This is a genomic window from Pseudoalteromonas sp. NEC-BIFX-2020_015 (assembly GCF_012952265.1).
Taxonomy (GTDB): domain Bacteria; phylum Pseudomonadota; class Gammaproteobacteria; order Enterobacterales; family Alteromonadaceae; genus Pseudoalteromonas; species Pseudoalteromonas neustonica.
Genome location: NZ_JABCJL010000002.1, coordinates 250,915 through 265,623, shown reverse-complemented (window position 1 = coordinate 265,623; position 14,709 = coordinate 250,915). Strand labels below are relative to the sequence as shown.

Here is a 14,709-nt window from a genome sequence, read left to right as displayed (position 1 = left end):
AGAGCCGCAGTATATCAAACATATTTAGTATCGCACCTGAACAAAGCGCAGAAAAATGTAAAGATTTATGAAATAGACGGTATAATTGTCGTCAAATCCAAATTTAAATTAAAAACATTTTGTTAGGAGAGACACATGCCTTCATTTGATATCGTTTCTGAAGTAGAAATGAACGAAGCAAAAAACGCCGTTGATAACGCTAACCGCGAATTAGAAACACGCTTTGACTTTAGAGGCGTAGATGCGTCTATTGAGCTTAATGATAAAACAATCAAACTAAAAGCTGAAGCCGACTCACAAGTAATGCAGTTGTTTGATATTTTAGCTAATAAAATTTCAAAGCGTGGCATGGACGTTTCAAGCCTAGAGCTACAAGATATTAGCCGTGCGGGTAAAAATGTATTTCGTAATGTTGCGCTTAAGCAAGGCATTGAAAAAGATATGGCTAAAAAAGTAGTTAAAGCGATTAAAGACTCAAAAGTAAAAGTACAAGCTGCTATTCAAGGTGAAGAAGTACGCGTTACGGGTAAAAAGCGTGATGACCTACAAGAAGCAATGCAAGTAGTTCGTGCTGCCGATCTTGGTCAACCGTTCCAGTTTAAAAACTTTCGCGATTAAAAGCCTAGGGCGTGTTGATCTTTCGTGATTGATTTTGCAGCAGTATGTTTGGTATTTAGGCAAGGCAGAGCCTATGTCGTGTGGTTGTTCCCCATAAATAGGCGATAACGTAGTATAAATGCCAAACATGCGCTGCCCAAAGGGTTCTTTCTAGGGGCGATTAACTCTTTGTTGCTCGATTTTTACTTAGCCCACTCGGTTACAAACCTCGCGCCGCGATTAAATCGCCCCTATATTGAGCAAATTTCAATCCACAAAGGTCAACACGCCCTAGAGCGTATTTAAAAAGCCAAATAACATTGATGTTGTTTGGCTTTTAGTTTGGTTTACGGTTTAGCTATATCTTTGTTAAACCATAGCGCTTTATTTTTTCAATTAACTCTCTGTGCGGGATAAGCTGTTGCTGACAGTAATTAGCGGCTTGCGCTATTTGCTCCATGGTGAATGCCGCCTGTTGGTGCGCTTCAAAACGTGTGGCTATGGGTTGTAAGTTGGTGGGAAACTCCATACCGTACAACACATACAAGTAATTTTCTAAGTTAAAGCCTTCTAATGCGCTGGTGAAGTTATATTTGTTTGGCACAGTGTCACGCCATAAGGCTAAATTACTTTGCAGCGAATCGCTAATTGAGCTTGATGCTCGGTTATCTAGCCAAAACTGGCTGTCGTCACGACGTGAAATACAATAATGCAGCTTAATAAAATCAATTACTTTTTGCCAAAGCCCAGTAATATTGTCATTAAAGCGCTCGCTTATCGCGGGAATTGCTTTACGCGTTGCTGGGAAATTCTGCGCCAGCATCCGCGCCGTAATATCAAACACTAATAACCCTGTTGCTTCTAATGGCTCAACAAAACCTTGTGATAAACCAATGGCGATACAATTATTTTTCCATGGAGTTTTACGATAGCCTACTTGCATGGCAATTTTACGGGCGGTTAAATCATCTGCCTGTGGGCCGATATAGTCACGTAATGTTTGCTCTGCTTGGTCATCACTGGTGTGATTGCTTGAATAAACATGGCCAATACCGCGGCGGCTAGATAAGCCAATATCCCAAATCCATCCAGCCTCTTTTGCCGTGGCGTTAGTGTAGGGGTTAATAGGAGCATCTGGATTTTGATAAGGTACTTGAATTGCAAGGGCTGTATCGGCAAATAAAATATGGCTCTGGTCAATAAAAGGGACTTTAAGTTTATCGCCAAGCAATTTAGCGGCAAAGCCTGTGCAATCAATAAAAATATCGCCAGAGACCGTGCCAGCACACTTTGTTTGTAAACTTTCAATATCACCTGCAACATTGAGTGTTGCATCTAATACATCGGTTAGAATATGTTTAACGCCTAGCTTGTTGACAGCGTTGTCAGTGAGTAGCGCTGAAAACTTAGCCGCATCAAGGTGATACGCATAACTTGCCATCCCTTCAAATTCACGGTGAGTCATATTTTTAGGACCAAGCCCTTGATCGCACATATAGCCTTGAGTTGATACGCTATTGGCATAGCTGGTATTATTTTTATTAAGCAGCCAATACGGAGTCAGATCGAGCTCTTCAATATTTGGGTAGTTGAATAAATGGTGAAAGTAATTTTCTTTTTTGTTATCGGTAGGGTTATCTAGCCAATCAATAAACTTAATGCTGTGTTTGAAGGTCGCATCACACTGACGGATAAAATCTGTTTCGCTGATGCCAAAATGCGCTAATGTTTGGCACATAACAGGCACTGTTCCTTCACCTACACCAATGGTTGGAATATTTTTTGACTCAATAAGTGTAATTTGTACGCTTAATGGGTTGGTGCAGTTAAGCGTTTTAGCGAGGTGATTAGCAGTTAGCCAACCTGCAGTGCCGCCGCCAACAATGATAACTTGTTTAATTTGTTCCACTTTTATTTACTCCAACTTTAATTTGTCAACTTAAACAATGGCTTAGTTATTTTCGGATATGTACTATCACAATGATAAATAAAATTATCAGCTTTGAATGAGGTTACTTGATTAATTTACCTTTTTTAATACCCAATAGGTAGGATGAAATTTTTCAGGCTTTCTCAGTCTTTGGCTGTAAGTTGCACATGCAGGCCTTGATAAAGCCAGTTTAGCTATATAGACGTCCATTGACTTTCATCTCTAAAATAATCACAATAGCGGCCTATTTTCAAGGTGCTTGCTTACCCTCTCAGTAGATATTTCAAAGAATTGAAACTAACAGCAAGATAATCGGGAAGTTGGTGCGTGTTCATGATGATCACAATCCCAACACTGCCCCCGCAACGGTAATGTGCACAGCACAGAGTCCGGAGACCGGCCTTGAAGTAAACTTAAAATAACTTGTGCGGCGGGCGCAGGTCAGGGGATGTCATGTTAATCAAATCTACTTTAGGTGTAGCAATTGCTGCTGCATTATCTTTTTCTGCCTCAGCAGAACAATCAATCGAACGCATTACCGTTACAGCGAATAAATTTGAGCAATCAATCACTGATGTACTAGCAAGCGTTGCCGTTATCGAACGAAGTGATATAGAGCAAGCTAACTACAGAGATTTACCATCAATATTAAACACAATTGCTGGATTAGATGTTGTTCGTAATGGTGGTTTTGGCCAAAAAGCGGATGTGTTTGTACGTGGTGCAAGTGCAAAGCATGCTTTGATTTTAGTCAATGGTGTACGAATTAGTGACGGCAGCTCAGGCAGCGTATCATTAACGAATATACCCGTTAATAGTATCGAGCGAGTTGAGATTGTAAAAGGCGCAAGGGCTGCAATTTATGGCTCTGATGCAATGGCTGGTGTAATTAATATTATTACTCGCCAAGCAAGCAATAATACCGTATCAGCGACATTAGGTAGTGATAGTTACTCTAACTATCAAGTGGCGGGTGGGCTTGTAAAAGATGCTATCACTTTTAATTATAACTTAGGTTATGAAGATACGGATGGTTACGATGTAACGGGTAAAGACCCATCAAAGCCCGCCACTAAAGACCATGATGATGACGGTTACACGAATAAAAACATTGGCTTTAACCTAGCATATAAAACCGATAATGTAGGTGAATTTAGTGCACTTAGCCAATATAGCGAAGGCCAAGGGGAATATGATAGCGCGCGGGGAAATGATGCATACGATTTTGAAAACTATATAGCTAAATTAGGTTGGAAAAAAAGTTCAGCTACCTACACGCAAAGTGCATCTGTGAGCTTATCGCAAGAAGAAAATATCCAAACGGGCACAGATGTTCAGCAAATTTATAGCACTGAACGTATTGAATTTGAATACAGTGGACTCTACACCGTAACTGAAGAGTTAGATGTGACGGGTGGTTTTAACTACTTAAATGAAGATTTATCGGAATCGTCAGCTACATCATCTAAAGAAAAACGCGATAATGGAGCGTTGTTTGTGGGTGTATTTTACGACAATGATACATGGCTAGGTAATGCTGTAGTTAGAACCGATGATTATGATTTTCATGGACGTGCTAATACCTACACTACAGGTATTGGCTACAGAGCAAATAAGTCTGTAACCGTTCGTTTTAATCACGGCACTGCATTTAGAGCACCGTCATTAATCAACGCATTTGTAACCGAGAGCCAATGGTACGTACCTAATAAAAACATTAAACCTGAAGAAGCCGTCAATAATGAGCTTGGAGTTACGTTAGAAACCAAGTGGGGTCGTTACGATATCGCCATTTTCGACAATAATATTGATAACTTAATAGATAATAAATTCGATGCTGATACTGGGAAATATGTAGCAACCAATATTGACAAAGTATCTATGCAGGGGGTTGAGTTATCTGCTGATTTTGAAGGGTTAGGTTTTCAACATAACGTTAACTTGAGCTTTTTAGATGCGAAAGACGAAACAACTAATAAAGATTTACCGCGTAGACCTTCGGAAACATTTAATTATACGTTAAGTAAAAATTGGGGGGATTTTGATGCAAATATTGCTATGCAATATCGATCTTCTCGCCCATCAATCGCTTATTATAATACGGAGTTAGCTGCTTATACTGTGTTTAATTTATCGGCAAACTATCAATTGTCGGATGAGTTATCTTTCCAAGTTCGCATTGAGAATATAACAGACAAAGCGTATTTTACTGCAGGAACCGGTACTGCTGAAAACGGTCAACTATTAGGTTATAACAGCGCAGGGCGACAATTCTTTATTGGTGCAAGTTACCAGTTTTAATCAAGTTTGAAGTATAAATATACAAGCCCGATACGTTACTGTGTCGGGCTTTTTTTTGTGTCTAAAAATGCGGTTAACTAGCTAGGGCGTGTTGACCTTTGTGGATTGAAATTTGTTCAATCTAGGGGCGATTTAATCGCGACGCGAGGTTTGTAGCCTAGTGGGCTAAGTAAAAATCGAGCAACAAAGAGTTAATCGCCCCTAGGAAGAACCCTTTAGGCAGCGCATGTTTGGCATTTATACTGCGTTATCGCCTATTAATGTGGAGCAACCACACGACATAGGCTCTGCCTTGCCTAAATACCAAACATACTGCTGCAAAATTAATCACGAAAGGTCAACACGCCCTAGGTATTTTTTATAGTCTTGCTCAAACTTTTTCAGTTTAGGTGCAATAAGCAAGCTGCAATAGCGTTGCTCTGGATTTTCGCTGTAGTAATCTTGGTGATACTGCTCTGCAGGGTAATAAGTAACAGCAGGGCTTACTTCTGTCACTATGTCCTCACGTATTTGGCTTTGCAATTTTGCAATGTATGCATTTGTCTGCGCTTGCTGCTCACTATCATGATAATACACAACACTGCGGTACTGCGTGCCTATATCGTTACCTTGGCGATTTAGTTGAGTTGCATCATGTAACGTAAAAAACATTGCTAATAAGGTTTCAAAGCTTACAACAGTGCTATCAAATTCAATCTGTACGACTTCAGCATGACCGCTCAATCCCGTGCATATTTGTTTGTAGCTAGGATCCGTCGTATCGCCCCCCGTGTAGCCTGAGCTTACATTTAAAACGCCTTGAACTCGTCTAAATGCAGCATCGATACACCAAAAACAGCCACCACCAAATGTTGCGGTTTGATTTGTTGTACTCATTATTTGCTCCTCAAAATTATTAACTGACGCAGGTTATCTAGCGTATCAGAAGAACGAGTAAACTAGGCTTTTATTTCATCGAATCTGTGACGCAAAAATAGCGTTGCGACTAGCAGACGCAACGCTATTTTAATATTAAAGCTCTTTAAGAGGCTTTTCAGCGGCTTGTTGATTGATTTTTTGTTGTAAAAACTCTGGTGATTGCGTGTTACGAGCCAGTGCATAATAGGCCGCAGGAACGACGAATAGCGTGAGTATTGTCGCGACTATAACTCCCGTAAATACAACAACACCAATAACCATACGACTTTCTGCGCCGGGGCCTGATGCAAGCACTAGTGGTACGGCACTCATAACGGTCGTTAGTGAGGTCATAATTATAGGGCGTAAACGTTGGCTGGCAGCTTGGATAATTGCTTCACTAAATTCTACGCCTTTGTCACGTAGCTGGTTCGTAAACTCAACAATCAAAATACCATTTTTAGCACTGAGGCCAATCAACATTACAATGCCTATTTGGCTGTAAATATTTAAAGTAAGCCCTGTTGCCCATAAACCAAACATCGCGCCCATTAATCCTAAAGGTACGGTTAGCATAATAACAAAAGGATGCATAAAACTTTCAAACTGAGCTGCTAATACCAAAAAGGTTACAGTCAGCGCTAGAATGAAAACATAGGTCATTGCTGATGCGCCTTCGTAATAAAGCTGCGACTCGCCTTTGTAATCAACGGCACCATCAATGTCATTTTCTTCCATCGCCACTTTGTTTAGAAAGTTAAGTGCTTCTTCTAGTGTGTAGCCATCCGCGAGGTTGGCACTGAGCGTGATGGCACGCATACGATTAAAGCGATTTAAACGCGACGCGGTGGCTTCTTCTTTAAGGCTTATTAAGCTATCAAGCGGGACCAGTTCACCACTGCGTGATTTTAAGTAAATATTGGCTATGTCGGTAGGATCTTTAAAGTCTGCTTTAGTTCCTTTTAAAATCACATCGTATTCTTCACCACGGTCAATAAACGTGGTTACGCGACGCTGCCCCAACATAGTCTCAAGCGTACGGCCCACATCAGAGACCGACACACCTAAATCAGCCGCTTTATTTTTATCAATGCTAACTAAAAATTGTGGGAACGTTTCTTTGTAGTCATGATCGATTCTTACTAAGCCTGGGTTTTCCTCAGCGCGTTTAATAATGCGATCACGCCAATCGGCCAGTTGATCATAATCATTGCCTTGGAGTACAAACTCAATAGGGCGTGATGAGCCACCTCCGCCAATACCGCGGCGCATAATTGCAAAAGCGCGCACGTCAGTGACCTCGCGCATTTTGCCGCTTATCTCATCCATGACTTCCCACGTTGAGCGTTTTCGTTCATCCCAGTCAGCCATGCCGATGATGGCAACACCGCCACTACCACCCCAACCAGGAACACGGACAAGCACACGACTTAACTCGCCTGACTCTGAGTAAGGCATTAAGCGTTCTTCAATTTTTGCCATGTTGGCCGCATTATTTTCGTAGCTTGCGCCTTCAGGGCCACTCATCATGATAAAGAAAGTTCCGCGATCTTCTTTTGGTGTTAGCTCAGATGGGATCTGTTGGAATAATGAATAACTAACAAAACCGGCAAGTAATAAAGTTAATGCTAACCCGCCAGAGCGAGTCATATTAGAGCGTAAAGCGTTTTGATAGCTGCGTTCTATTTTGCTAAATAGGCGATCCATGCCTTGGCTAAATTTACTTTGTTTTTCGGAGTGCTTTAATATTTTAGAGCATAATGCAGGGGAGAGTGTTAAGGCTGTTACGCTAGAGAAAAACACCGCAGCACTGACAGCCATAGCAAATTCAGTAAACAGCGCGCCAATACGGCCATCCATAAACACCAGTGGCACAAATACCGATATAAGCACTAATGTGGTTGCGATTATGGCAAAGCCAACTTCACGCGCGCCACGATAAGAGGCTAATAACGGTGGTTCACCTAGCTCGATACGGCGGTGAATATTTTCAAGCATCACAATCGCATCATCAACCACCAAGCCAATGGCCAGCACTAATGCGAGTAGAGTTAATAAGTTGATAGAGTAGCCCATCGCCAGTAAAAACATAAAACTACCCACTAATGCCACCGGTACTGTTACGGCAGGAATAAGTGTTGCACGAATATTACCTAAAAAGATGTAGATCACTAATACGACTAAGCCCATTGAAATAGCGAGCGTACTGTATACTTCGTTAATCGATTCATTGATGAAAATAGATGAGTCGTAACTGTCTTCAATTGTTGTACCTTCAGGGAGGTTGCGTTTGATTTTTTCAAGTTCGGCACGGGCATTATCAACAACGGTCAGTGTATTTGCTTTAGCTTGTTTTACAATACCAAGACCAATCATGTTGCGGCCATTACCGCGAAATAAACTTTCATCGTCAGCAGCTTCTAGGTGCACATCAGCGACTTCACCTAAACGCACAAGGTAACCGTCCTCACCGCGTTTTATGACAAGGTTTTGAAAGTCGCGCTGATCTTTATAGCTGCGAGCCGTTCGCACAGTAAAGTCACGGTCAATGGATTCAATTTCACCCGCAGGCAATTCAACATTTTCAGTACGTAGCGTATTTTCAATATCAACGCTGGTAATACCACGTGCTGCCATGGCTTGACGATTAAGCCATACCTTCATCGCATATTTACGCTCGCCGCCAACACGTACATTAGACACGCCATCAACGACGGCTAAACGGTCAACAATAAAGCGCTGGGCGTAGTCAGAAAGCTGCAATGAATCCATAGTGGTACTATTAAGTACAAACCAAGCAATAGGGCTTTCATCACTGTTAGATTTAGACACTTCAGGTGGGCGCACTTGCTCTGGAAGACTATCAAGTGCACGTGCTACTCGCTCACGTACGTCGTTTGATGCGGCATCAATATCGCGGTCAATATTAAACTCAATAGTAATATTTGAGCGCCCATTACGACTTGAAGAGTTAATACTTTTAATGCCTTCAATACCTGAAATACGATTTTCAAGTACTTGCGTTATTTTGGTCTCGATGATCTCAGCCGATGCACCAGAATATTGTGTGCTTACGCTAACAATAGGTGATTCAATATCAGGGTATTCACGCAGTGGCAGCATCGAAAATGCCACTAAACCAAATGTGAGTAACAATAAGTTGATAACAATCGCGAAGACAGGGCGTTTAACACTTGTATCAGTAATTTTCACAGATCACCCCTTCACTGTAACTTTACTGCCTGAACGAATTTTAATAATTCCTTCAGTCACAACAAGCTGGCCTGCACTAATTCCTTCATCAATTGCAACCCAGCCATTATGACGACCTGTTACATGCACCTCAACTTTAGTTGCGACACCATCCGTTATCTGAAAAACATAATGTTTGTCTTGTTGCGGAATAATCGCTTTTTCGGGCACCATTATTGCTTGATTTGAACTAAGCTCTAGTGCGGTATTAAGCAGCATACCAGGGCGTAATAAAGTATTGTTATTGGCAAAACTGGCTGTTACTTCAACACTGCGAGTTACGGCATCGATACGAGAGCTTACATGCGTTACTTTTCCTGTAAAGGTTGTGCCTGGGTAAGCGTCATTCTGTGTCATAACTTTCATACCAAGCTGTAATTGAGCTAAGTATTTTTCTGGTACTTTGAAATCAACTTTAATGATGCTGATATCATCTAAGGTGGTGATGGCGGTACTGTTATTAACGTATGCACCGACAGATATTTGACGTTTACCTAACACACCAGCAAACGGGGCTGTAATTGTCATTTCTGCTAATTTTGTTTTGGCATTATCTAATTTCGCTTCGGTAGCATCAACGCGTGATAACTGTTCTTCTAACAGTGATTTTGCCGTAGCTTGTGAGCGGGAAAGTTCCGTTAAACGTTGGAGTTGGCGTTTTTCTTCTCGTAGATTAATAGCTAGCTCTTTAACCGTTAGCTCTTCTTGTTGTGATTGTAACTGAGCGAGCTTTTGGCCTTTATTAACTAGATCACCATCTTTAAAGTAGATGTGAGTAATGTAATCATTTTGTGCGCTTTTTATATAAATTGCTTGATTAGCGCGTGCACTGCCGATAGCCTCAATAAGAATCGCATTTTCTTCACTTGCGACTGCGTGAGCCGTTACTTGTGTTGCCGAGCTTGTAAACCCAGATTGCTTACCTTGGCTGCTGGGTAAATAAAGATAAACCGATAACCCAATAAGTAGGGTAATAATAAATGGAAATAGCGCCTTGCCTGATTGCTTTGAGTACATCTTAGTAATACCAAAAAATTAATTGTATGTAGTGTACGAAATAACGGCGACAAAGAGCTGTCACGTATCTCGTAAATTTGTGCATTAGGCGTAAAAATAAAATTAATTACCTATTTGTACCTGTTTTTTATTTTAAAAGAGAGAGTTATGAAGTTTTCTACTACCTGTCGTCGTTGCTTGAAAATGCGAAAAATAGTACTTTGGGCAATTATTATGTTTGTTTTTTACATGGTTTTTTATCGTTATGGCTAAGCTTAAGTCTGACCCTGGGGTTTTAAAGCTAAGGGCTCAAGGTGCTTGTCATGGCATAGAAATTTTGCTGGTTGGTGCTTTTGGTGTAATATTTATTATGCTTTTTAACTTACTGCGCCCAGGTGAGATTAGTATTGTTGAAATATTTTTAATAAGTATGTCGATTGCCGCTGTGTTTGTTGGTTTTTTGAAAACCCAAGAACCTTTTTATAGTTTAATAATTGCAGAACAGTATCTTAGGTATGAACATAAATACGGGTATTGGGCTTTAACGCATGCTAATTTTAATCATGCGGGTATACCTAAAACCGACCAAACATTGGAAAAACTTGAGTTAAATGCTGTAGGTATTAAACTTAACGATACAGATGAATTTTTATTGCAGCTATCACCAAGAATTGCTGGTAAATTATTAATTGAGCAGCGCCATCTTTTTATGCAGGCAGTCCAAAAACATTGCAAAAATGGCAATTGCCCATCAGAATGGTTAAGTGAAGATAATTTTTATACCTCTACCAATGGTCGCAACTTTAATGGATTAATCGCAATGTTCGCAAATAGAATGCGACATTTACAGCAACTTACAGGGTATGATTTATTGTTGCCCGCGAGTGTATTGGACAGAAATATCTGGGATTTCTGCCAAAGTTTAAATACCTGGAAAAGAAACCCTAGGGTATTTATTGAGTCCCAATTAAAGGCGAAAAGCCAAAATAGATGTTAGTAGGATGAAGCGATGAGTCAAGATAGATCTTTTATTAAAAGTGGCCGAAATACAATAATCCACAAAGAGAAAAAACTCGATTTAGTTATCGTGAACTCTGAAACTCACCCTAAAATAAAAGTTACTCAAAACGGTTTAGAGCCATTTAAAGAAGATCTGCCAAAAAATCGCCGTGAGGCAAAAGAGCGTTACTTAGATATGGTTTATATTGGCAGTGCTGATGTGTTTGGTGAAGAAAAACGTTTATTGTTCATTCAGGCATTGGATGGGCGTGAATACAAAGTAGATTATAGTAAAATCGGTACTAAACTGTTTGTTCGTATTCATCAAGATAGTTATTTATAGTATTTACTTCTTACTGGCACTGTAGTTGCTTAATATATAAATTAGCGTAGATTTTAATACTACGGAATTTATTTGGTTAAGATGAGGACGCAGTGTATGAAATCCCCTTTAATGGTTTGTTCACTTTTAGGTTTATTGACAGCGTGTGGTGGAGGCGGTGGAGGTAATGATAACCCCGTTATTGCTGCATCAGTGAATGCAGGTGTTGATCAACAAATTATCGAAAAAAGCGAATTTACAATCGAAGCGAAAGGCTCTCCTGTTGACGGTACATACACGTGGCAAAGAGTGAGTGGTCCAATAGTTGAAGGTTTTCCTTTAGAAGGCGCTTCTCAAACCGTACTTGCACCTGACATTAAAGCCGACAGTGAGCTTGTGCTGCGTGTTAACTATCAAAGTCCAGATGGTAAGTTAGTCAGCGATGATGTGCTGATTAGTATTCAGTCGAATAACCAACTTCCTCAAGCAGTCGTAACCCAAACTGCACCCACAATACTGCCGTCAGTTTATCAAGATACAATTACTTTAAGTGCAGCTACATCAATCGATCCAGATGAAAATGGCAGTATTAGTAGCTACAACTGGCAAAAAATTGCAGGTCCAACACTCGAAATCAGTGATTATAAAAGCCAAACTATTAGCTTTACTCATCCGTTGTTGGATAAAAACACCACGGTAATATGGCAGTTGACCGTTGTTGATGATGAAGGCGGTGAGGCAAGTACGCAGCATACTCATATACTTAATAAAACAAATAATGTGGTGATAGCTAAAGCGGGTGAAGATCAAAGTGTTATTGAGCTTGAAAAAGTAACGTTAAATGCAACGAATAGCGAAGTAGTGACCACAACATTTAATTGTCAGTGGGAGCAAACCGTTGGAAGCGTTTCATTAGATAACCAAGATCAATGTATAACTTCGTTTATAGCCCCGACAACCGATGCAGTTAATACCATGACATTTGAAGTGACGGTTACAGACAGTCAAGGACGTTCGGATAGTGATACCGTTGATGTTGTTGTGAACTCAAAACCACTGGGCTTGATCAATGATACTGGTATGGCAAAATGCTTTAATAATACCCAAGAAATAGCATGTACTAGTCCTGACTTTCCACGCCAAGACGCCGCGTTAGGACGCGATAGCGTTGTGGGTACGCATATAGATAAAGTTGGCAAAGGCGAGCTGGCATTTGATTTCACCAAACTCAATGAATTCGCCGATGAAATTGCTGACGATGCAGCGGACTTTAGCTGTATTCGCGATAATGTTAGTGGCTTAATTTGGGAAGTGAAAAGCCCTAACACAGGCACACTGCCAAGTAGTACACAACTTCGAGAAGGGCAAAATCACTACACGTGGTATTTAACAAGCAGTAATGGCATACAGCAGGGTAGTGTGGCGGGCTCTTCAGATACGTGTTCAACAATATCTCATTGTGGCCTACAAGCTTATGTTGATGCCGTTAATAGCCTAGATTACTGTGGCGGAACAAACTGGCGTGTACCAACTTACCCGGAGTTATTGAGTTTGTTAGATTACTCAAAACAGGGGCAATCTGTGCTTATTGATAGTGATTTTTTCCCTAATACACCAAGTGTCAGTTTACTCACTCATTTACGCTATTGGAGTGCGCAAACAGCTGCTGATGGCACCAGTTTATCGCAGGCTTATATTATTGATATGAATGATGGTAATGACTTGGCGTATCCAAAAAATAATACTGCATTTGTCCGCTTAGTAAGAACAGCAGGAGAATCACAATGAAAATAGCCTTAATCAGTCTTTTACTCTTGAGCCCTGTAATGGCCGTTGCGCAATCTTGTTATGATGGTATCCCAGAAACAACACCCACAGAGCGTTTTACAGTTAATACGGATGGTACGATAAGTGACAGCGTTACAGGATTAATGTGGCAAAGCTGTAGTTATGGACAAACTTATAATAGTGATAGTGGTTTATGTGAGAATAATGCACTAAAAATTACTTGGCAAGAAGCATTACGGGGGGCTGTAAATGATCGCACCGGTAATTATAGCAATTGGCAAGTACCAAGTATTAAAGAACTCGCTAGTATATTAGAGCACCGCTGCGTTACCCCTAGTATTAATGAGAGCGTTTTCAAAGGCAATAAAAGTGAAAACTACTGGACTAATACGTCGGGGATAGCTGATAAAACATTTGCATGGGTGTATCAATTTGATAAAGGGCTTAACAGCCTACATGCAAAAACTTCTAATGTTTATTTGCGCTTTGTTCGTTATGAAAAATAAATATCTTTAACGAAAGTAACGTTTAAATACTTCTAACCGCGCATGTTCTAGCGCGGTTTTTATATCTGCGCCTTTAATGCCTTGGTCAATAAATTGCTTTGGGTTGATTGCTCTTGCTTCTTTGCTGGCTTGAAGCAGTAATTGCTGATTTTTAATTACTGAACAATTAGCTATCTCTATGGCCTTAAGTACGGCACTAAAGCGTTCAGGACGTCGCCATAAATCAAGCTTATTACAGCTAAATAAAAGCTGTTCAGGGTGTATTGTAGCGCTTGTTAAAACATCTTGATGCTGCGAGGCATGCAGGGCAAGATCACGCACATCATTAGGTAACCTAATTGCTTTAGCGATTGCGCTTATTTCATCGCTATTGAGTTTGCTCGTGATTTGGCTAAATAGCAGCGCATTGTCGGTAATATTATATTTTTTAGCATACTTAAAGCGTGCTTGCAGCTTTTGGAATAGCTGATCATTCCATATATTTGCTAAAGCGGGGCTAATCACACTAAGCGCGTTGAGATGTGCCAGCGTATTTAAAAAATGATCAAAAGCACCATCGGTCAATGACTTTTCGCATTCTAGCCAAATGCGTTCAGGTGTTAGAGTATTTAATTCACCGCGTTCGACCATTGCCTTTAATAAGCTTTGTGTCTCTTTTGCAATTGTAAAACCAAGGTAATGATAACGCGCAGCAAAGCGAGCGATGCGAAGTATACGTAGCGGATCTTCACTAAATGCTTGTGAAACATGACGTAAAATACGAGCATCTAAATCTCGTTTTCCGTGATAAGGGTCTATTAAGCTACCATCTTCTGCTTTTGCAATTGCATTTACAGTTAAATCTCTACGGCGCAAGTCATCTTCAAGGGTTACATCGGGAGAAAACTCACATACAAAACCTGTGTACCCTTTTCCTTGTTTACGCTCTGTGCGGGCGAGCGCGTATTCGTCTTTGGTTTGTGGGTGCAAAAAAACAGGAAAATCTTTACCGACCTGTTGATAGCCTTGCTTGAGTAGTTGCTCCGAAGTTGCACCGACGATTACATAGTCACGTTCCTTGATGACCCGCCCTAATAGTTCATCACGAACTGCTCCACCGACCAAATAAACTTGCATATTTC

At 40.6% G+C, this 14,709-nt stretch carries 11 protein-coding genes and 1 riboswitch; of the genes, 6 read left to right on the top strand and 5 right to left on the bottom strand.

All coding sequences use genetic code 11. From position 1 onward, the window contains the following. Positions 1-135 precede the first annotated feature (135 nt). Positions 136-618 (top strand): YajQ family cyclic di-GMP-binding protein, encoded by a 483-nt coding sequence (locus HH219_RS02665; RefSeq protein ID WP_054204320.1) that lies wholly within the window; start codon positions 136-138, stop codon positions 616-618. 337 nt (positions 619-955) lie between these two features. Here HH219_RS02665 and HH219_RS02660 read toward each other — a convergent pair whose 3' ends face one another. After that, complete coding sequence (locus tag HH219_RS02660) at positions 956-2,506, bottom strand: tryptophan halogenase family protein (RefSeq protein ID WP_349251602.1); 1,551 nt, start codon at positions 2,504-2,506, stop codon at positions 956-958. Between the two features lie 290 nt (positions 2,507-2,796). Beyond that, a riboswitch (cobalamin riboswitch) is annotated at positions 2,797-2,947 on the top strand. Positions 2,948-2,980: 33 nt separating this feature from the next. Here HH219_RS02660 and HH219_RS02655 point away from each other — a divergent pair. Further along, positions 2,981-4,828: a TonB-dependent receptor gene (locus tag HH219_RS02655; protein ID WP_169326548.1), complete on the top strand. Its 1,848-nt coding sequence runs from the start codon at positions 2,981-2,983 to the stop codon at positions 4,826-4,828. 327 nt (positions 4,829-5,155) lie between these two features. On the opposite strand, the gene msrA is transcribed toward HH219_RS02655, so the two are convergent. The 3 genes from msrA to HH219_RS02640 form a co-directional block, all read right to left on the bottom strand. After that, positions 5,156-5,704, bottom strand: a complete 549-nt coding sequence (gene msrA, locus HH219_RS02650; RefSeq protein WP_169326547.1) for a peptide-methionine (S)-S-oxide reductase MsrA — start codon at positions 5,702-5,704, stop codon at positions 5,156-5,158. Between the two features lie 135 nt (positions 5,705-5,839). Next, positions 5,840-8,938: an efflux RND transporter permease subunit gene (locus HH219_RS02645; protein WP_054204316.1), complete on the bottom strand. Its 3,099-nt coding sequence runs from the start codon at positions 8,936-8,938 to the stop codon at positions 5,840-5,842. 3 nt (positions 8,939-8,941) lie between these two features. Then, complete coding sequence (locus HH219_RS02640; protein WP_054204315.1) at positions 8,942-9,994, bottom strand: efflux RND transporter periplasmic adaptor subunit; 1,053 nt, start codon at positions 9,992-9,994, stop codon at positions 8,942-8,944. A 244-nt stretch (positions 9,995-10,238) separates the two neighbouring features. On the opposite strand from HH219_RS02640, the gene HH219_RS02635 reads away from it, so the two are divergent. The 4 genes from HH219_RS02635 to HH219_RS02620 all read left to right on the top strand — a co-directional run bounded on the left by HH219_RS02635 (position 10,239) and on the right by HH219_RS02620 (position 13,588). Continuing rightward, positions 10,239-10,970, top strand: a complete 732-nt coding sequence (locus tag HH219_RS02635; protein WP_169326546.1) for a DUF2982 domain-containing protein — start codon at positions 10,239-10,241, stop codon at positions 10,968-10,970. 12 nt (positions 10,971-10,982) lie between these two features. Next, complete coding sequence (locus tag HH219_RS02630) at positions 10,983-11,315, top strand: hypothetical protein (protein WP_054204313.1); 333 nt, start codon at positions 10,983-10,985, stop codon at positions 11,313-11,315. A gap of 96 nt (positions 11,316-11,411) precedes the next feature. After that, positions 11,412-13,082: a DUF1566 domain-containing protein gene (locus HH219_RS02625; protein ID WP_054204312.1), complete on the top strand. Its 1,671-nt coding sequence runs from the start codon at positions 11,412-11,414 to the stop codon at positions 13,080-13,082. After that, positions 13,079-13,588, top strand: coding sequence for a DUF1566 domain-containing protein (locus HH219_RS02620; RefSeq protein WP_169326545.1), 510 nt, complete (start codon positions 13,079-13,081; stop codon positions 13,586-13,588). Before HH219_RS02625 ends, HH219_RS02620 begins: the two co-directional genes overlap by 4 nt. Before the next feature lie 6 nt (positions 13,589-13,594). Here HH219_RS02620 and HH219_RS02615 read toward each other — a convergent pair whose 3' ends face one another. Beyond that, positions 13,595-14,704 carry a tRNA nucleotidyltransferase gene (locus HH219_RS02615; protein ID WP_169326544.1) on the bottom strand — a complete coding sequence of 370 codons (1,110 nt, stop codon included), beginning with the start codon at positions 14,702-14,704 and terminating at the stop codon, positions 13,595-13,597. Positions 14,705-14,709: the final 5 nt, after the last annotated feature.